17 protein-coding genes and 1 pseudogene are annotated in these 17,250 nt (G+C 73.7%); 7 read left to right on the plus strand and 11 right to left on the minus strand.

Features of this window, described 5'->3' with window-relative positions; translation table 11 throughout:
* Window positions 1-38 precede the first annotated feature (38 nt).
* On the minus strand, window positions 39-1,691 hold the full coding sequence (locus ACIO5E_RS11760) for a protein kinase (RefSeq protein ID WP_400666202.1): 1,653 nt from the start codon (window positions 1,689-1,691) through the stop codon (window positions 39-41).
* Between the two features lie 318 nt (window positions 1,692-2,009).
* Here ACIO5E_RS11760 and ACIO5E_RS11765 point away from each other — a divergent pair, with 318 nt between their 5' ends.
* Window positions 2,010-2,732 carry a rhomboid-like protein gene (locus ACIO5E_RS11765; RefSeq protein ID WP_400666204.1) on the plus strand — a complete coding sequence of 241 codons (723 nt, stop codon included), beginning with the start codon at window positions 2,010-2,012 and terminating at the stop codon, window positions 2,730-2,732.
* A gap of 4 nt (window positions 2,733-2,736) precedes the next feature.
* Here ACIO5E_RS11765 and ACIO5E_RS11770 read toward each other — a convergent pair whose 3' ends face one another.
* The 8 genes from ACIO5E_RS11770 to ACIO5E_RS11805 all read right to left on the minus strand — a co-directional run bounded on the left by ACIO5E_RS11770 (window position 2,737) and on the right by ACIO5E_RS11805 (window position 11,146).
* Entirely contained in the window at window positions 2,737-3,687 is a 951-nt protein-coding gene (locus ACIO5E_RS11770; RefSeq protein ID WP_400666206.1) for a YhjD/YihY/BrkB family envelope integrity protein, read from the minus strand.
* Window positions 3,688-3,846: 159 nt separating this feature from the next.
* Window positions 3,847-4,392 (minus strand): GNAT family N-acetyltransferase, encoded by a 546-nt coding sequence (locus ACIO5E_RS11775; RefSeq protein WP_400666207.1) that lies wholly within the window; start codon window positions 4,390-4,392, stop codon window positions 3,847-3,849.
* A 380-nt stretch (window positions 4,393-4,772) separates the two neighbouring features.
* Window positions 4,773-5,744, minus strand: a complete 972-nt coding sequence (locus tag ACIO5E_RS11780; RefSeq protein WP_400666209.1) for an STM4011 family radical SAM protein — start codon at window positions 5,742-5,744, stop codon at window positions 4,773-4,775.
* The gene (locus ACIO5E_RS11785) at window positions 5,741-7,072 is read right to left on the minus strand and encodes an STM4012 family radical SAM protein (protein WP_400666211.1); all 1,332 of its coding nucleotides are present in this window, start codon (window positions 7,070-7,072) and stop codon (window positions 5,741-5,743) included. Before ACIO5E_RS11785 ends, ACIO5E_RS11780 begins: the two co-directional genes overlap by 4 nt.
* Complete coding sequence (locus tag ACIO5E_RS11790; protein ID WP_400666213.1) at window positions 7,069-7,938, minus strand: STM4013/SEN3800 family hydrolase; 870 nt, start codon at window positions 7,936-7,938, stop codon at window positions 7,069-7,071. The genes ACIO5E_RS11785 and ACIO5E_RS11790 overlap by 4 nt, the downstream gene beginning before the upstream one ends.
* Window positions 7,935-9,161 (minus strand): STM4014 family protein, encoded by a 1,227-nt coding sequence (locus ACIO5E_RS11795; protein WP_400666215.1) that lies wholly within the window; start codon window positions 9,159-9,161, stop codon window positions 7,935-7,937. Before ACIO5E_RS11795 ends, ACIO5E_RS11790 begins: the two co-directional genes overlap by 4 nt.
* A 15-nt stretch (window positions 9,162-9,176) precedes the next feature.
* A complete protein-coding gene (locus tag ACIO5E_RS11800; RefSeq protein WP_400666217.1) occupies window positions 9,177-10,112 on the minus strand; it encodes an STM4015 family protein in 936 nt (311 codons plus the stop codon).
* 77 nt (window positions 10,113-10,189) lie between these two features.
* Complete coding sequence (locus ACIO5E_RS11805; RefSeq protein ID WP_400666219.1) at window positions 10,190-11,146, minus strand: STM4015 family protein; 957 nt, start codon at window positions 11,144-11,146, stop codon at window positions 10,190-10,192.
* A gap of 200 nt (window positions 11,147-11,346) precedes the next feature.
* On the opposite strand from ACIO5E_RS11805, the gene ACIO5E_RS11810 reads away from it, so the two are divergent.
* Together ACIO5E_RS11810 and ACIO5E_RS11815 are read left to right on the plus strand one after the other, a co-directional pair.
* Window positions 11,347-11,673: a hypothetical protein gene (locus ACIO5E_RS11810; protein ID WP_400666221.1), complete on the plus strand. Its 327-nt coding sequence runs from the start codon at window positions 11,347-11,349 to the stop codon at window positions 11,671-11,673.
* Between the two features lie 185 nt (window positions 11,674-11,858).
* Window positions 11,859-12,980, plus strand: a complete 1,122-nt coding sequence (locus ACIO5E_RS11815) for a DUF6745 domain-containing protein (protein ID WP_400666223.1) — start codon at window positions 11,859-11,861, stop codon at window positions 12,978-12,980.
* 184 nt (window positions 12,981-13,164) lie between these two features.
* On the opposite strand, the gene ACIO5E_RS11820 is transcribed toward ACIO5E_RS11815, so the two are convergent.
* Window positions 13,165-14,679, minus strand: a complete 1,515-nt coding sequence (locus ACIO5E_RS11820; RefSeq protein ID WP_400666225.1) for an MBL fold metallo-hydrolase — start codon at window positions 14,677-14,679, stop codon at window positions 13,165-13,167.
* A 78-nt stretch (window positions 14,680-14,757) separates the two neighbouring features.
* Here ACIO5E_RS11820 and ACIO5E_RS11825 point away from each other — a divergent pair, with 78 nt between their 5' ends.
* Both ACIO5E_RS11825 and ACIO5E_RS11830 read left to right on the plus strand, forming a co-directional pair.
* On the plus strand, window positions 14,758-15,423 hold the full coding sequence (locus tag ACIO5E_RS11825; protein WP_400666227.1) for a TetR/AcrR family transcriptional regulator: 666 nt from the start codon (window positions 14,758-14,760) through the stop codon (window positions 15,421-15,423).
* 25 nt (window positions 15,424-15,448) lie between these two features.
* Window positions 15,449-15,595, plus strand: coding sequence for a hypothetical protein (locus ACIO5E_RS11830; RefSeq protein ID WP_400666228.1), 147 nt, complete (start codon window positions 15,449-15,451; stop codon window positions 15,593-15,595).
* Between the two features lie 194 nt (window positions 15,596-15,789).
* Here ACIO5E_RS11830 and ACIO5E_RS11835 read toward each other — a convergent pair whose 3' ends face one another.
* A complete protein-coding gene (locus ACIO5E_RS11835; RefSeq protein WP_400666230.1) occupies window positions 15,790-16,524 on the minus strand; it encodes an NUDIX domain-containing protein in 735 nt (244 codons plus the stop codon).
* A 13-nt stretch (window positions 16,525-16,537) separates the two neighbouring features.
* Between ACIO5E_RS11835 and ACIO5E_RS11840 the strand changes: the two genes are divergently transcribed.
* Complete coding sequence (locus tag ACIO5E_RS11840) at window positions 16,538-16,855, plus strand: hypothetical protein (protein WP_400666232.1); 318 nt, start codon at window positions 16,538-16,540, stop codon at window positions 16,853-16,855.
* 81 nt (window positions 16,856-16,936) lie between these two features.
* Window positions 16,937-17,250, plus strand: a pseudogene (locus ACIO5E_RS11845) (IS5/IS1182 family transposase); the annotation flags it as partial.

Genomic DNA, 17,250 nt, shown 5'->3' on the forward strand with positions numbered 1-17,250 from the left:
GTGCCGCCCGGTCGCCCCCGGCGGCCCGCCCCGGGCGGTCAGATCGCCAGCGTACGCCAGCCGCGGGTGATCTCCTCACGGACGGCGCCCGGGTCCGGTGCCGGGACGCCCGGTGCCGGACGGGTCGTCAGCAACTCCAGCAGCGCCGCACCGTCCGCCGGGCGTCCGGCCGGGTCGGCGCTCAGCGCGCGGACCACGACGGCGGCCAGCGCCGGGTCCAGGGCGTGCACCGCCGCCAGCGCGGCGGGCTCGGGGCCGGTGTCCACGATCCGCCGGATCACCGCGCCCGTACTGGTCGCCGCGAAGGGGCTGGCGCCGTGCGCGGCACAGACCACGCAGCACGCCCACGCCCAGACGTCCGCGGCCGTCCCGACCCGGTCCTCGCCGAACTGCTCCGGCGCCATGTAGGTCAGGGTGCCGGGACCGCCGCCGGTCATGGTGAGCCGGGTGCCGTCCACCAGCGCCGCGATGCCGAAGTCGAGCAGCCGTGGGCCCGCGGTGGTCAGCATGATGTTGGCCGGTTTGAGGTCCCGGTGGATCAGCCCCAGCCGGTGCACCCCCGACAGCGCGACGGCCAGCGCCAGCGCGAGGGCCCGCAGCGCCTCGGGGGAGCGGACCGGCCCCTGCTCGCGCAGATACGCGTCCAGCGGACGGCCGTCCAGCAGTTCCATCGCCAGGTACGGCCGACCGCCGTCCACGCCGCCGTCGAGTACCCGGGCGGTGTAGGCGCCGGGCACCATGGCCAGCACCTCCGCCTCGCGCTCGAAGCGGCGCAACAGCTCGACGTTGTCCAGGAGTTCGAGGTTGATGGTCTTCAGCGCCACCTGTGTCGCCGCACCCTCGCGCCGGGCCAGGTACACGGTGCCCATCCCGCCGGAGCCGATCCGGCCGAGCAGCTGGTAGCCGCCGATGGTGCGCGGTTCGCCCGGGTGCAGCGGATGGTGCGGGATCGCGCCGGCGGCGGCGAGCGGCGCGACCGGCCCGGTGCGCAGCGGCGCGGCGGGCACCGGGCCGGCCTGCGTCGGGACGTACGCCGGGGGCTGCTGCTGGTACGCGGCAGTCGGCGTGTACGGGGTGGGCTGCGCGGGCGTGAACACGGGGGTGAACGCGGGTGGGGCCGGCGGTGTGGCCGGGACGACGGGACGGTGACGCCCGCTGACCACGGTCGCGACGATCTGGAACACCAGGGCGGCCAGGATCAGTCCGACCGGCAGCACGAGCGCGCCGAGCACCGCGCGCAGGACGAACCCGCCGGCCAGCCGGAGCCGGGTCGAGCCGGACGACCACACCTCGGGCGGCATGCCGGCCCGCAGCAGGCGGTGCTGGGTCAGGAACCAGAGCAGGAGCCAGAGCACCAGGACCGCGATCACCGCTACGAGGTAGTAGGTCTGCGCGACGCCGCGGCTCAGGTGCATGTCGAGGGCCAGATACCGGGAGTTGGCCGGGTCGATCGGCAACCGCAGGACGCGGGCGCCCACGATGTTCACGAAGGTCAGCAGAGCCATCAGCCCGCCGCCGCAGGCGAGCCCCACCGCGAGTTCGCCGAACAGCGACGCCAGGCCCTTCGGGCCACCGCCGCCCTCCCGGGCCGCCGACGCCCGCTGCCGGACGTCCCGGTGATAGCGCCGCAGCAGTGGCAGGCTCACCAGCCGCACCACCAGTGCCACGCCGAGCACGACCGGTAGGTCCACACTGAGGATCGTGTCCACGCGTTCCGCCCTTCCCCCTGCTGTCGGCAGAGGGAGTATAGGCGGCCCGCGAGTTCGCCCGATCGCGGCAACGGGCCTGGCCGTCGAGCCGCAGCAGGTTGCCAGCGCCCTTCGCCGAGGACGACCTCGACCTCGACCTCGACGTCGACCTCGGCGACGCCGTCGCCCACGCGATCGCCACCGACCGGCCCGAACTGCCGCTGCCCGGCCCGTGAGCCCGCGATCACTCGAAGGGCGCAGCGCGTCGACGCGCCGGGGGACGCCCCGGGTGAGGGTGAAGGGAACGACGAGGAGGCGCCGATGACCGGTGGCATCACCAACGCGACCGGAACGGACCGGCGCCCCTGGTGGGCGCGCCTCGTCCTGGCCGTCTGGGCCTGCGTCCGCCACGCGCCGGGCACCTACGTGTGGCTGGCGATCCTGCTCGCCACCACGCAGGTGATCCACCACGTCGACACCGCGACCGCCGACCGGATCCTGGAACGGCGCTCGACCAACCTGCACCACCTGCAGGTATCACCGGCGCGCGTGCTGGTCACCAGCGCGCTGTGGATCGCGGGCGGCGGTTGGCTGAGCTACTTCGTGCTCTACAACCTCTTCCACGTGCCCGCCGAACGCTGGCTCGGGACCCTGCGCTGGATCTCGGTCGCGATGGCCGCGCACGTCGGCGCCACCTACCTCAGCGAGGGCGTCCTCGGCTGGGCGATCCACCGCGGCATCGCCCCGCCGAAGGCCGTCTACACCCTCGACTACGGCGTCAGCTACGCGCTTGCCGGAGTGATCGCCGTGCTGACCTACCTGATCGTGCGGCCGTGGCGGTACGCGTACGTCGCCGGTGTGCTGCTCTTCTACGGCCTGGGCGTCGCGCAGAGCCGGGACTACACCAGTATCGGCCACTTCAGCGCCGTGCTGATCGGCCTGGCCTGCTACCCGCTGACCCGGAGCCGCCCCGGCTCCTGGGACCCGGTCGCCACGGGCCGGCGCGTCCGTCGGCGGCTCCGTCGGCGGCTCCGTCGGCGGTGACGGGTCAGCGGGTGCTCGGATCGTCGGGGGTGGTCGTTCCGGGGGTGGTCGTGCCCGGGGTGGTCGTACTCGGCGCGGGCGAGTCTTTGGCGGGCGCTCCCAGGTAGGCGTTCAGCGGCGGTTCCTGGGCCAGCACCGCCCCGGCCGTGACGGAGAAGGTGACGGCGGCGCAGAGCGCGATCAGCCAGGACAGCATCATCAGCACCGGGCCCAGCGAACCGTACTGGGCCAGCGCGCGGTTCAGCGCGCCCGGCATGTAGACACGGGCGGTCAGCGACATCGCGGTGGCCGCTGCGGCGGTCAGCAGCGCACCGGGCAGCAGCGGCAGCCAGCCGACCCGGGCGCTGAGCAGCAGGTGGGTGGTCCACCACCAGACGACGAGCGATGCGGCGAAGGTGAGCGGCAGGCCGAGCCAGAAGCCGGTGCCGAAGCCGTCCCGCAGCGGGCCCTGGAAGAGCAGCACGGCCAGCCAGGAGACGACCCACAGCAGCCACCGCCACGCCGCCACCCGGGTGCGGGCCTTCGGCAGCCGCCACGCCCGCTCGCAGACCCGGGCCACCGCGCGGCTGCAACTGGTCGCCGACAGCAGCGCCATCAGGACGCCGATGAACCCGGTGGTCTGTCGCAGGTCGCCGTTGCCGTACAGCGACTGGTGCAACTGCTGGTCCGTGGCGCCGGAGATGCCGAAGAGCGAGCGGAGTGAGGCGACCAGTTGGTCCCGCACGCCGACCGGGGCGAACGCGCCCACCGCGAACAGCAGCGGCACGGAGGTCAGGAACACCTGGGAGGCCATCCGGGTGGCGGCGTCCAGCAGACCGGGGGAGAGCAGCCGGGCCGTCAGCTCGGTGATCACCGGGAAGCGCCGCTCGGTCTCGGCCCGCATCCGCTCCACCTGCCTGCGCCCCCGGGCCAGCCGCTCCCTCCAGCGGCCGGAGGCCTTCCGCACCGACCTCATCCCTCGGTCCTCCCGCAGCCGGGCCATGGTCCGACCCAGTCAAGGCGAGGCCGGCCCACCTCGCCACCGGGGGCGGCGAGCCTGGTGCGGTTGGTCTGAGGCCGCTCGGGCTGCCGCCCCGTCCGCTCGTGCTGGGCGGGCGGGGCAGCAGCCGCCCCGTCACGGTCGCGGCGGGCCCGCCCGCAGAAGCCAACCCTCACCACCGGTGAACTCAATGCCCTGGAAGGAGACACCGAACGTCACCTGGTTGAACCCGCGTTTCCGGTGCAGGTCGAGCGAGGCGCGGTTCCTGGCGGAAATGAAGCACCAGACTGCCGAGCCTCTTTCCCAGACCCATTCCATCCGCCGCTGGGTCAGCAGCGTCGCCATGCCACGACGCCGCCAGTCAGGGTCCACCGTGACACCGGTCAGGTAGTAGCCGGCTGGGGCACCGTCCACAGCATGCTCGGGCAGAAACGCCGCATTCGCGTACCCGACGGCTGCACCGGATACCTTCGCGGTGATCACCAGGCTGCGCTCACGGTGAAGCGCCCGGTGGATGCGGTCTGCCCATTCGCCCGCCGAACCACCGCGCGCCCGAGCCTGCATCATGGCCAGCGTCGGCACGTCCTCCCCGGTTGCCTCCGCCACCACCGCGGTCACCGGAGCATGCCGCTCGGCCGGGTTCGGAGAGTAGGCGGCGAACCGCAAATCCGTCCTGGCCATGTCGCCTCTCTCGCCGGACCAGCGTTGTCCCGACCCACCACGCTATTGCGGCCGATGTGGTCCCCGCTACCCGGCCAACGATGCGAGCCAAGCCACTAGGTACGGGCGGGTGCCGGGGTGCCGGGGTGCGGCTGGGCGGTCATGCGGGGTGGTCGGTGAGGGCGGCGTCGGCTCCTGTCGGGTCGGGGAGTGTCGCGTGCGGGTGCCGGGGACGGGTGTCCAGGCGGGAGCGGACCCGCAGGCCGGCGACGGCCACGGCCGTGAGCAGGTCGGTGCATGTCTCACACCGCCCGTCATGGCGAGCCCGTTTCCGGGAACACGGAGGTCCTGCACGGTCGTTCCCACGCCTTCACTCCTGTCGGGCGTCCGGCAACCGGGTTTCAGCGGAGCCGCGGCCAGTCGTGCGATATACGTTCCAGGACGCCGGAGCCGAACAGCTCGTACAGCGGCAGGGTCTCCAGGTGGACATAGCCGATGTGGCAGTCGCAGACCGGCAACGGGCATCCTCGTGGCCGGAGTTGGGCGCGGTACGAGCCGTCGTAGAGGTTGCCGAGGACGTCCCGGACGAAGTGGCAGCGGCGGACGGTGCCGTCGCCGTCGACGGACAGCACGGACTCGCCGGTGCGGCAGGGGCGGTCGGCGCTCGGATGGGCGTGCCGGCTGTAGCCGAAGTGCGGGTCGAGGGCGGCCCAGTCGGCGGCCTCGGCCTCGGTGTAGGTACGGCCCTCGGCGGCGTTGACCCAGAGGTAGACGCCCGCGGCGAGTTCGGCGCGCAGCCGGCGGGCCTCGGCCAGGTGCTCGGGCTGGCCGACCACGCCGACGCTGTAGCGCACGCCCAGGCCGTCCAGCTCCCGGCACTTGGCGAGGAAACGCTCCCGGGTGACCTGACCGGGGTGGTAGGTCACCCAGAGCGCGAGGGTGTCGAGATCGGCCTCGGCGAGCCAGCCGGTGCGGCAGCTGAGGTTGGTCTGGATCGCCACCCGGCGCACGTGCGGGAGCCGGCTCAGCTCGACCAGCGCCCGCTGGTACCAGGATCGCACCAGGCCCTCGCCCCAGGGCGTGAACAGCAGGGAGAGGGTGTCGCCGCTGCCAGCCCGCCCGGCGGCCCAGTCGGTGAAGCGCTCCAAAGCCGCGCGGTCCGTGCGCAGTTGGTCGGGCGTGTCGCGGCGCTTGGCGAACGGGCAGTAGGGGCAGTCGTAGTCGCAGGAGGAGAGCGGGCCGCGGTAGAGCAGGGTGAGGTCGAGCCCCCGGTCGGTCCCGGTGGGCCGGCCGGACGGCGCGGGCGGGGAGGACGGCGAAGCAGGCGCGGACGGCGCGGGCGGGGTGGCGGACGGCAGGCCGAGGAAGGTCATTTCGCCTCGTACGCCGTCATCAGGGCCCGGACCTCGGGCGAGAACAACATCGGTCCGACCGCGTCCGAGTGCGCCAGGCCCTCCGGGGTGAGCACCAGGTGGTCCCGGTCGTCGGCGAGCCAGCCGCGGGCGGTGAACTCGGCCAGCTCCAGCGGGAAGTCCTCGGCCGGGGTGCCGCCGAAGCGGGAGCGGTAGTCGGCCAGCGGCATGCCCTCGGCCTGCAACAGGGACTGCACCAGGTGCCGGCGGCGTGGTTCCTCACCGCTCATCCGGTGCCCCACCTCGGCGTGCCGGAAGTCCTCGGTGGAGACGAAGTCGTCGATGATTCCGCGCACCTCGGTGGCGTTCACCGCGTAGTCGAAGGAGTAGTGCAGCCGCGAGGTGTAGGAGCGCGCGCCGCAGCCCAGGCCGACCATGCCGTCGGTCTGGCAGGCGTACTCGCTCGCCCCGGCCTGCGGGGAGGCGGCGCGGCGGAACATCCGCATCGACACCTGCTGGTAGCCGTGTGCCAGCAGGTGGTCGCGCCCGGCGCGGTAGAGCGCGAGTCGGCGGGCGTCCCAGGCGGCCCGGCTCTCCTGCCCGCCGCGCCGGGCCAGGCCGGTGAGCGGGCGGACGTACAGCGGGTAGAGGTACAGCTCCTCGGGCTGCCAGGCGAGCGCGGCGTCCAGCGAGTGCAGCCAACCGGCCTCGGTCTGGCCGTCGATGCCGTAGATGAGGTCGATGTTGAGCACCGGGAACCCGGCGGTGCGGATCCGGCCGAGGGCGGCCTCCACCTCGGCCCGCTTCTGCGGGCGCACGGCGGAGCGGGCCTCGGCATCGACGAAGGACTGCACGCCCAGGCTCAGCCGGGTGGTGCCCCGGGCGGCCAGCACCTCCAGCCGGTCGGCGGTCGAGGTGGCGGGGGAGGCCTCCACCGAGAGCGGTATCGCCCGCAGGTCGGCGCCCATCCGCCGCTCGGCGATGTCGCAGAGCCGCTCCAACTCGCCCGCGGTCAGATAGGTGGGCGTGCCGCCGCCGAACGCGGCCAGCGCGAACCGGGCGCCCGCGTCCAGCGCCGCGCGGACGGCGGTGGCCTGGCGCTCCAGGGCGTCCAGGTAGGCGGTGGTCAGGCCCTCGGGGCTGCCGATCCGGGTGAACAGGTTGCAGAAGCCGCAGCGGACCTCGCAGAACGGGATGTGCAGGTAGAGCGAGAGCGCGTGCTGCGCCTCGCCGGCCCACAGCTCGTGCAGCCGCGGGCGCTCGGGCAGCGGGCGGTAGGCGGTCTTGTGCGGGTAGGCGTAGACGTAGGACTGGTAGGGCGAGTCGGGGCGCGGGGGTGCCGTGGTCATGCGCGCTCCTCGGTGGTGGTGGCCGGGGTGGACGGAGCGGTGACGGGATCGGTCGGCGGGAGGGCTGCCGGGATGGTGAAGTGGGCGTACGGGACGGTCCAGACCACCTCGTGGCCGATCCGGTGCCCGGTGTAGCCGTCCTCGCCGTACGCCGTGCCGTGGTCGGAGCAGACGATGGCGAAGCAGGGGCGGCGGGCGCTCATCGCGGCGAACAGTCGGCCGATGTGGGCGTCCACGTACTCCAGGGCGGCGGCGTGGCTGGCCCGGGAGTCGCCGTGCTCACGGGTGGCGCCGGGCAGGTGGAACCAGTTGGGCTGGTGAAGCGCCGAGACGTTCAGGAACAGGAACAGCGGCTGCCCGGCGGGCTGTTCGGCGGCGACCCGCTCCGCCCGGGCGACCTGTTCCTCGAAGGACGTCGGGGAGGGCACGCCCATCCCGGGCTCCCAGTGGCTCTCCTGGAACAGGTCTGGCAGCACCGAGCCGAGCGGGCCCTGCTTGTTGAAGAATCCCACGCCGCCGATGCACACCGTCCGGTACCCGGCCGCCGCGAGGGCGGTCGGCAGATCCGGTGCGTCGAACACCCAGGTGCGCGGGGCGGTGCTCTCGGAGCCGGCGAAGCGGGCCGCGAACAGGCGCGGGTGCGGGCCGTCGGGGGAGGCCGGGGTGGGGAGGAACCCGGCCAGGATCGCCTGGTGGGAGGCGTAGGTGAAGCTGCCGGGCGCGTGCCGCCGCTCCCACCGGCCGCCCGGGAGGAAGGCGGCGAGGTGGGGGATCCGGCCGGCGGCGGCCAACTCCTCGGCCACGTCGAAGCGGAGCGTGTCGAGCGTGACGAGCAACAGGTCGTGCGTGCCCACGACGGTGTTCATGTCGGGGGCCGGCGATCCGGTCGGGGCCGGGGTGTCAGGGGCCGGGGTCTCGGGGGCCGGGGCGTGGGGGAAGGTCTGGTGGTCCATCGGGAGGGTTCCGTGATCTGGTGGTCCGTCGGGGCGGGGCGGGGTGTTCCGGTGCGGCCGTCGGCGTATCCGGTGAGGGCGGCGAGCTGGGCGCCGTAGGTGTCCAGGCCCTCGGCGGGGCCGCCGGGCAGGCCGGTGAGGTTGGGGAGCAGATCGCCGAAGGCGTTGACCTCGCCGACCAGGGCGCGCCGCCAGCCGGCCGTGGGCAGGACGTCGACGCCGACCATCGGCGAGCCGGGGAAGCAGGCCGCCGCGCGTTCGGCCGTCTCCAGCATGGTCGGCCACGCGGGCCCGGCGGCCTCCCGGGCCAGGTCGAGGCTGCCCCGGGCACCGCCGAGGTGAAGGTTGGTCATCGGTTGCGCGCTGGTGCGCACCACCGCGTGGGTGGCCCGGCCGCTGACCACCACCACGCGCAGGTCCGCCGAGCGGCCGGACTGGGCGGCCTTCGGGATCCACTGCTCGACGTGCAGCCCGTCCGGCGCCAGCAGGTCGACGATCTCGGCGACCTCCCGCTCGCTGCGGTAGCGGCGGACCCGCAGCGAGTTGTGCAGCAGTCCGTCGGCCAGCTCGACCGAAGTGGTGGCCAGGACCTGCCCGCGCGGCCCGAACTCCAGGGCCATCACCCCGGAGGCGGAGGAGCCGTGCGCGGGCTTGACGAAGACCCGGCGCAGGCCGGCCTCGGCCAGCCGCCCGCGCAGGTGCTCCCAGCCGGAGACCTCGCCACCCAGCGCCGAGGGCACCGGCACCCCGGCGGCGGCGAGCAGCGCGTGCGCCCGCCGCTTGTCGAACATCACGGCGATCTCCTCCGGATCGCCCAGTAGCCGCACGCCGGGGCGCCCGGCCAGCTCGCGCAGCGCGGCCAGCATCCCCGCGTACCAGGCGGCCGTGCCCTCGACCCGGGTCGGCGTGTAGGACGGGCCGAGCGCCGGCCCGCGCAGCAGTTCGTCGACCCGCGGCTCCTCACCGGGCGACTCGATCCGCAGCAGACCGCCCTCGGGCAGCCGGTAGTCGCCGCGCAGCACGTCCAGCCAGGGCAGGACGGCGGGCTCGGGCAGCCCGGCGGCCCGGGTGGCAGCGGCGAACAGGGCCACCCGCCGGTGCCCCGGATTGCCGAGGACGGTCAGCCGCAGTGTCATCGTGTCGTCACCCGCCTACTCGGCGACCGCGACATAGCGGTCCTCGTCGTCCTCGTCGGCGTCCTCCGCCTCGTCGAGGTCGAGCTCGACCCCGGGCAGGGCCTCGGTCAGCCGCTTCTGCATCTCCTCGCTGAGGTAGTGGTGGTGCAGGTCGAGGGCGCGCAGGTGGGTGAGCGGCTGGCCCTCCAGCAGGGCGGCGGCGCCCTCGTCGGAGAGCACGCCCATGGACAGGTCGAGTGTCTCCAACCGGGCCACCACGGGCGCGTGCGCGACGGCGGAGGCGATCTCGTCCTGGAACGCGCTGTTGGCCAGCCCGAGATGGCGCAGCCTCGGGAGGCGGGCGCCGTCCAGGAAGGGCGCGAGGTCGTCGATCGTGGCGTCGCCGCCGTACTCGTCCACGCCGAGCCAGAGCGTCAGACGCTCCAGCGCCGGCAGCTCGGAGCCCGCCACCGCCCGGACCACCGAGGCGGGCAGGCCGCCGGCCTCGAACCGCAGTGCGGCCAGCCGGTCGTGCCGCACCGGCTTGAGGTGCAGGTCCATCCCGCCGCGCACGGCCAGTTCGGTCAGCCCGGGGAAGGCAGTCAGCAGCGGGGTGACGTCGTCCATCTCCAGCCAGGAGATCTCGCACTCGTCGTAGGTCACGTCACCGAGGAATACCGCCTCCAGGGCGGGCAGCCGCGCGGCGTCGGCGGTGATGGCGGCGACGGCGGCGGTCACGGAGACGTAGCCGTCGTGCCACCAGGGGCCGATCACCAGGGCGCGCACCCCGGCTGGGTCGACGGTGTCGAGGAAGTTCTGCCAGAGCTGCGCGAAGTCGTGCTTCGCGTCGTACTCCAGGGCGAGCCGCCAGGCGACCGAGCCGACGGCGGGCACCGCGCGGGTGCCGTCGTCGGGGGTGAAGTCATGGATCGGCAGGTCGTGGAAGCGGTCGATGTGGCGGGAGACGGCCATGTCGGCTCCGGGGGATGGGTGTGGTGGATTGGCTGGGTCGGTGGGGCTCGGTCGTGGACGTACGCGGTCGAGGACCGCTACTCCGCCACGGCGACGTAGCGCCACTGGTCGTCGGGCTTGCCCGCCTCGGAGAGATCGATCTCGACGCCCGGCAGGGCCTGCCGCAGGCGCTGCTGCATCTCCTGGGTGAGGTAGTGGTGGTGCAGGTCGAGGGCGCGCAGGTGCGTGAGCGGCTGGCCCTCCAGCAGGGTGGTGGCGCCCTGGTCGGTCAGCACGCCCATGGCGAGGCTGAGCGACTCCAGCCGGGCCACCACCGGCGCGTGCGCCACGGCGGCTGCGATCTCGTCCTCGAACTCGCTGTTCTCCAGGCCCAGATGGCGCACCAGGGGGAATCGCGTGCCGTCCAGGAACGGCGCGAGATCGCCGAGTGTGGCGTCGCCGCCGTAGTTGTCGACACCGAGCCAGAGTTCGAGCCGCTCCAGGGCGGGGAAGTCGCAGCCGGCCACCGCCCGCACCACCGAGGCCGGCAGGCCGCCCGCCTCGAAGCGCAGCGCGCGCAGCGCCTCGTGGCGCACCGGCTTCAGCTCCAGGCCGCTGCCGCCGCGCACCACCAGCTCGGTCAGCCGGGGATAGGTCGTCAGCAGCGGGGTGACGTCGCACATCTCCAGCCAGGAGATCTCGCTCTCCTCGTAGGTGACGTCGCCGAGGAAGATCCCCCGCAGCGCGGGCAGCCGGTCCGCCGCACCGGTGATCGCGGCCAGGGCGGCGTCGAGCCCCTCCGGCTCCTCGGAGAACCACGGGCCGATCACCACGGCCGTGACGTGCTCGGTCTCGACGGTGTCCAGGAACTGCTGCCAGCGCTCGGTGAAGGCCTCCTCGGACTCGTAGTTCAGGCCGATCCGCCAAGCGGCGGCCGCGGGCTCCGGCAACCGCGAGGCCGCCGTGTCGCCGTCGCCGGCGGCTTCGTCCATGGCCTGGACGAAGTCGAAGACCGGGAGACCGTGGAACTGCTCGATGTGCTGGTTGACGGTCATGCGCTGCTCCTCAGGGGTCGGGGCCGAACACGTGTCTACCAGCCGGGTCCGACAATCCGGTGGCCGGGTGGTCGGCCGGGCGCGTTGTCAGACCCTTGCCCTACGTTCTGGTCGTGGCTCCGGAGCGTGACCGCAGGTGGTGTGGCGGAGCCCGGGATTACGGCGTCCGCCGGGTCCGGTCGTACGGCGAGGGAGGACTGATGTACCGCCAGGGCGATGTGCTGATCGTGCCGGTCGAGGAGGGCGCCGTGCCGCCCCGGGTGGCCGCGCTGGCCGTGCAGCCCCGGGACGGGCGGGGCCGGATGGTGCTGGCCCTCGGGGAGGTCACCGGCCACGCGCACGCCGTGGTCGGCCCCGGCGAGCTGCGCCGGGAGGCCGGTCCCTTTGGCGCGGGGTGGCTGCACCTGCCCGAGGGCGGCCGGGTGGTGCACGAGGAGCACGCGGTGATACCGCTGCCGAAGGGCTGGTACCGGGTGGTGCGCCAGCGCGAGTACACCCCGGGCGCGGTGCGGGTGGTCGCGGACTGACACCCGGTCGCGGACCGGCACCCGGCCCGACGCGCGCGGGCCGATCTGCGGACAGGCCCACGGGCTGACCGGGCGTCGGGCGGTGGCAGCGGGACGGCAGGCGGGCAGGCGGGCGCGGCGTGGAACGCGGAACGGAACGGAAGCAGGCGGCCGGGCGGGGAGCCCGGCCGGGAACGGAGCAGACGATGGAGACGACGATTCCCGACGGCCCGGCGGGGGCGGCGACGGCGGCTGGGCCGGCCGAGGTGACGGCCCGGTGGCGGGCCGCCGCGGCGGCCACCGGGCCGGCCGACCGGGCGGCGGTCGAGCGTGCGGTGCGGGCCGCCTACCGGACGGCCGGGTTGCCCGAGCCCGCGGCCGTCCGCTGGTTCGGCTCGCCGCTCGCGGCCGCCGAGGCGGCGCTGGAGCTGCGGGCCGGCGGCGCGGTGAGCGTCCGGGAGGCCGTCCGCACCCGGCCCTGGGAGCGGGCTCGACGACGGGCCGTCGAGCAGGTCGGAACGGCCGGATGGGCGGCGCACTGGGCGCTCACCGGCGGTGAACTCGGCCCGGTCACCACCCCGTTCGCCGACCGGATCCGCAACGCGGTGCTCGACCGGCTCGCCCCCGAGGCCGACCGCGACGAGGTCTCGGACGACGAGGCCGCCGCCGCCCGCGCCCGCCGTACCACCGTCCGGCTCGCCCTGCTCGACGCCGTCCGGGGCCAGCACGACGGGCCCTGGTTCGCCGCCTTCGAGTCCGCCTCCGACGCGGCCGGGGGCAGCGCCGAGGCCGTCGCGCCGCTCGCCGAGGTGGCCCGCGAGGCCGGTTGGTGGTGGCCGTACGAGGACGTCGTGCTGGTCAGCGAGCGGCCCGTCGAGCTCCACCGCGACGAGGCCGGGCGGCTCGACCGGGCGGACGGGCCCGCCCTGGAGTACGCCGACGGCTTCGCCCTGCACGCCTGGCGCGGCATGCCCGTGCCCGCCGAGTTCCTGGCCGGGCTGGCCGATGTCACCGTCGAGCGGATCCGCACCGAGGAGAACGCCGAGCTGCGCCGCGTCCTGCTGGAGCACTACGGCTACGACCGCTACCTGGCCGATTCCGGCGCCGAGCCGATCCACCGCGACGAGACCGGGGTGCTCTGGCGGATCTCCCTTCCCGACGACGAGCCGGTGGTCATGGTCGAGGTCGTCAACTCGACCGCCGAGCCAGACGGCACCTTCCGCACCTACTGGCTGCGCGTCCCGCCGAGTACCCGCACCGCCCGCGCCGGAGTCGCCTGGACCTTCGGCATACCCGAGTCCGAGTACCACCCGCAGCGCGAGACCTGACGGCCCCGGCCCCGGCCGGACCACGCGCCCGGCCGGCTCCTGCCCGCCGACCACGAGCAGGCGCCGGACCTCGCGGCGGCGCCGGGCCGTGCGGAGGCGTACCGCCGGATCGCCGATGCCTACGAGGGCGCTCCGCCGGCGCCCCCGGTCCCCGCCGCAGCGGGCCGGCCAGTGCCGCCGTCGGTCACGCCGCGCTCGGCGGCTCGGTGAGCCATCCGTCGAGGTGGACCTGGCAGGAGTTGACGATGCCGGCGACCAGCGTGTAGGTGCCGACCAGCGCTAGCAGTTCCAGCAGTTGCGGCGTGGAGTGGCGCGCGGCCAGCGCCTGCCAGGTGGCCGGGGAGAGCGTGTGCTCCGTGCACAGTTCGTCGACGGCCCGCAGCAGCGCCCGGTCGGCCTCGTCCCAGTCGGGGTGGTCCGGTCCGTCCGCGACGCCGTCGATCTCGGGCCCGGTCACCCCGACGGCGGTGGCGAGGCGGGCATGGTGCTCCCACTCATACGTCGAGCCGGTTCGGTGAGCGGTCCGAAGGATGACCAGTTCCCGTTCGCGGGGCGGGATCAGCCCCTGGGCGAGCTGGGTCAGCAGGGGCGCCAGGGCGACCAGCAGGTCGGGATGGTTGCCGATGGTCGCCAGGACGTTGAGCACCGGGCGGCCGGCCAGCGGACCGGCGCCACCCGCGAGTACCTGCGCGGCGGGGCCCTCCAGCCGCGCGGCCAGGGCGGCGATCTCGGCTGCGGGCCGAGGCGTCACCCGGGGGGCCGCCTCGCCCGGGTGCGGCGTGGCGTAGTGGTCGAGGCAGCCCATCAAGTCCACCTCCCCAGGGGTGCCGTCGCCGTTGAGCCCGCGGTAGACGGCGCCGATGTTGAGCACCAGGCGTTCGGGATCGGCCCAGTCGGCGAAGCCGTCCAGGTCCATCTCCCGGGCGGCCTGCAGCACGGGTGTGCCCGCCCGGTGCGCGCGTACGGCGTGATCGTGGACGCGCTCCAGGTAGTCGCGGAAGAGACGGACCTCGGGCTTGCCGATGACCGGGCCGTGCCCGGGCACGATCGCCTCGGCGTCCAGCCCCAGGATGAGGTCGCAGGCGGCGATCCAGTTCTCCACCGGGCCGCTGTGGATCACCGGGTGGCCGCCGACGAACAGGATGTCCCCGGCGAACAGGACGGCGGCGTCCGGCACATGGACGAGCAGGTCCCCGGAGGTGTGCGCCGGACCGACCTCGACCAGCCGGACGGTGCGGCCGCCCACCGCGACCTCCAGTTCGCCGCCGAAGGTGCGGGTCGGCAGCGTCGGGGTGATGCCGGCGAAGTCGAAGGTCCGCAGCATCTCCTCGGCGACCCGCGGGAGCGGGACCTCGCCCGGCGCGGCGAACAACTCGTGGAGGTGGTCGCCTCGCATGGCGGCCGCGGCGGCCTCGGTGGCGATGATCGCGGCGTCGGGGAGCAGCTGGTTTCCCCACCAGTGGTCGCCGTCGGCGTGGCTGTTGACCAGGGTGCCGATCGTGAGCCCGGGCAGGGCCCGCGTCATCGCGGCCAGCATGGCGCGGGTCTGCGGCACGGTGAACAGGGTGTCGACGAGCAGCGCTTCCTCACCGGAGACGATCAGTCCGGCGTTGCTGAAGCCCCAGGAGCCGTTGGGCTGCAGATAGGCATAGGTGTCTGCGGCGATCTCGTGCAGACCGAGCGCGTAGGGGACGGCCATCGTTGGATCTCCTCGCTTGATGTACTTGAGTACCAATATGTACTCAAGTGTGTATCTGGATTCAAGTACACTCGCGGGGTGAGATCGACAACGCCGCAGGAACCGGCCGCTCGGCAGCACCGGCAGGACCGGCGCGGACAGCGCCGCAACGCGACACGGGACCGGCTGCTGACCGCGGCCCTGGCCCTGTTCGCCACCCAGGGGTACGCGACCACCACGTACGACCACATCGCCGAGCGCGCCGACGTGGGACGCCAGACGGCGTTCAACCACTTCCGCCGCAAGGAGGACTTCGTGACCGCCTGGGTCCAGCAGCGGCACGACCTGCTGGACCGGCAGGACGAGACCGACGCGTCCGACAGCCGCTCCGCCGTCGAGGCCCTGGCCGGCGAACTGCGCGCGCTCGCAGAACTCAACGAGCGGGACTACGCGCTGTCCAAGGAACTCCACGACAGCGGCGTCCTGCACTCCGCCTTCGCCCTGGGCGCCGCCACGCCGCGCGCGTTCCTCGCCGCCGTCACCCGCGGCCAGCAGCGCGGCGAGATCCGCCCCGACCTCGACCCGGGAACCGTCGCCGACATGATCTTCGACGGCTACGTCACCGCCCTGAGCCGCTGGCTGCGCGCCGACGGCGGCCACCCGCTCGCCGAGTCCCTGCTCGCCAGGCTCACCGTCCTTGCCACCGGCTTCGCGCCCGGCGACACCACCCTCCCCACTGCCGCAACCGGACCGCGGAACCCGTAGCGCCGCGCGGGAAGACGCCCCCCTCGTGGCGGGCGGGGCGGAAGAAGAGCTGGAGGCGGCTGCGGCCATCGTCGGCGTCGAGGTGGTGCAGCGTGTGGACGAGCGCGAGGTCGTCCTCGGCGACGAGGATGCCCAGTTCCTCCTCGACCTCGCGCGTCATGGAGCCGGGTGACCGGTTCACCCGGCTCCATGTGCCCGGTCGGCAGGTGCCACAGCCCTTCGGCGTAGCTGGTGTTGCGGCGCCTCCGAGCAGCACCGTGCCGCGGTCGGTCAGGCGGAGGTGGACGCCGACGACGAGCGTCGGTGGGTCCGGACCGGGCCCGTGGTGCGCCGTGTCTGCCGGTTGGCCGGTGTGGTCGGGTCGGGTCACGAGGTGCTCCCGCTGGTCCGGTCGGCCGCCGTGGTGAGCAGTGGCAGGTAGTGGTGCAGGTAGGGCGGGACCTTGAGGTCGAGCACCTCGTCGAAGGGGACCATGCGCACGGCCAGACCCTCGTCACCGAGCTGCAGGTCGCTCTCGGGGCCATCCCAGACGGCGTGCAGAACGCGGGTGAGCGGGAGGCCGAGGTCGTGGTGCGGGCCGGGGAGGGTCCGCAGCCCGGTGATCTCGATGCCGGCCTCCTCGCGGACCTCGCGCACCGCGCTCTCCCGGGTGCTCTCGTCGGCCTCGCGCCAGCCGCCGATCGGAGTCCAGTAGCCGGGCCAGGCCATGCCCGGCCTGTCTTCGCGCAGGTGCATCAGCAGTCGACCCGCGCCGTCGGTGACGAAGACCAGGACGCCCTCGAAGTCGTCGCCATCCGGGGCGGGGCGCTCCAGGTAGAGCGGGACACCGGACCGGTGGGCGCGCAGCACCTGCCGGAGCCGCTGGTAGTGGGCGAGGGTCATCCGGGAGCGCCAGTCGTGGGCCGTCTCGAACCGGAACTCGGTGTGCTCGGCCGGATCGAGCCGGATCCGGGCCTGCTGCTCCGCGGTCAGCGTGCCGCCGTCGAACACGTAGCCGGCGACCGGGACCGGGTGGTCGGCGTCGGCCTGCGTGTGGATCACGGCGACCAGGCGCCGCCGGAGCACCTGCGGGTTCTCCGCGGCCGGGTCCAACGATTCCAAGGGTTGGCTCGTCATGTGGCTTGAGCCACTGGGTGAGGATCGATGGCTCAGGCCGGACGAGACGTTCCGGGTTCGATCCGACTGCAACGGCGATGAGCTGGCCTTCTCCATAACCGTCTGGGTGGATGACAACGACCGGTCGGCGGGGATCGAGAACGTCGCCGTTTGGATCGAGAACGGTGACTGCTACGCGGAAGTCGTCGACAGGGCGGGCAACCTCATCGAGTGCGGCCACCAGAGGCCTGCGGAAGTCGACAGGCGACGGCAGGCCGCGCTCGAAGGGGCGCAAAAGCGCGCGGCAGCGCGGAAAGCGGTAGGAGAGACGGTCTGATGAATGGGCCGTCGCAGACACCGATCAGGGCCAGATCCTCCTCCGCGACGCGGACGCTGGTCGCCTTCAGCAACTTCCGCTCTGCTGCCCGTGCGGAACGGATACGCCGAGAGCCATCCGCTGGGTTGTCACCGGCGACGGGTTCCAGACCGGACCGTCTTCGAGTACATCGTGCTCGCGCTGGTCCACGGCTCCGGCTACGAACGGATCGCTGGCGCCGGATGCTCCGACCGGACCATCCGGCGCCGCGTCAAGCAGTGGGCTGAACCGGGGATATCCGAGAAGGTCCATGCCCTTGCACTCGAGGCCTACGACCGCATGATCGGCCTCGGGCTGAGCGAGATCTCGGTGGACGGCTGCATCACCAAGGCCCCGTCCGGTGGGGACAAGGCCGG

The sequence above is a fragment of the Kitasatospora sp. NPDC087314 genome, from assembly GCF_044744365.1.
In the GTDB taxonomy this organism is placed as follows: domain Bacteria; phylum Actinomycetota; class Actinomycetes; order Streptomycetales; family Streptomycetaceae; genus Kitasatospora.

Bases quoted from the DNA above. Each gene is read 5' to 3' on its own strand.
- ACIO5E_RS11765 (WP_400666204.1), top strand. From the start codon at position 2,010: ATGACCGGTGGCATCACCAACGCGACCGGAACGGACCGGCGCCCCTGG.
- ACIO5E_RS11770 (WP_400666206.1), bottom strand. From the start codon at position 3,687: ATGAGGTCGGTGCGGAAGGCCTCCGGCCGCTGGAGGGAGCGGCTGGCC.
- ACIO5E_RS11775 (WP_400666207.1), bottom strand. From the start codon at position 4,392: ATGGCCAGGACGGATTTGCGGTTCGCCGCCTACTCTCCGAACCCGGCC.
- ACIO5E_RS11780 (WP_400666209.1), bottom strand. From the start codon at position 5,744: ATGACCTTCCTCGGCCTGCCGTCCGCCACCCCGCCCGCGCCGTCCGCG.
- ACIO5E_RS11785 (WP_400666211.1), bottom strand. From the start codon at position 7,072: ATGACCACGGCACCCCCGCGCCCCGACTCGCCCTACCAGTCCTACGTC.
- ACIO5E_RS11790 (WP_400666213.1), bottom strand. From the start codon at position 7,938: ATGAACACCGTCGTGGGCACGCACGACCTGTTGCTCGTCACGCTCGAC.
- ACIO5E_RS11795 (WP_400666215.1), bottom strand. From the start codon at position 9,161: ATGACACTGCGGCTGACCGTCCTCGGCAATCCGGGGCACCGGCGGGTG.
- ACIO5E_RS11800 (WP_400666217.1), bottom strand. From the start codon at position 10,112: ATGGCCGTCTCCCGCCACATCGACCGCTTCCACGACCTGCCGATCCAT.
- ACIO5E_RS11805 (WP_400666219.1), bottom strand. From the start codon at position 11,146: ATGACCGTCAACCAGCACATCGAGCAGTTCCACGGTCTCCCGGTCTTC.
- ACIO5E_RS11810 (WP_400666221.1), top strand. From the start codon at position 11,347: ATGTACCGCCAGGGCGATGTGCTGATCGTGCCGGTCGAGGAGGGCGCC.
- ACIO5E_RS11815 (WP_400666223.1), top strand. From the start codon at position 11,859: ATGGAGACGACGATTCCCGACGGCCCGGCGGGGGCGGCGACGGCGGCT.
- ACIO5E_RS11820 (WP_400666225.1), bottom strand. From the start codon at position 14,679: ATGGCCGTCCCCTACGCGCTCGGTCTGCACGAGATCGCCGCAGACACC.
- ACIO5E_RS11840 (WP_400666232.1), top strand. From the start codon at position 16,538: ATGTGGCTTGAGCCACTGGGTGAGGATCGATGGCTCAGGCCGGACGAG.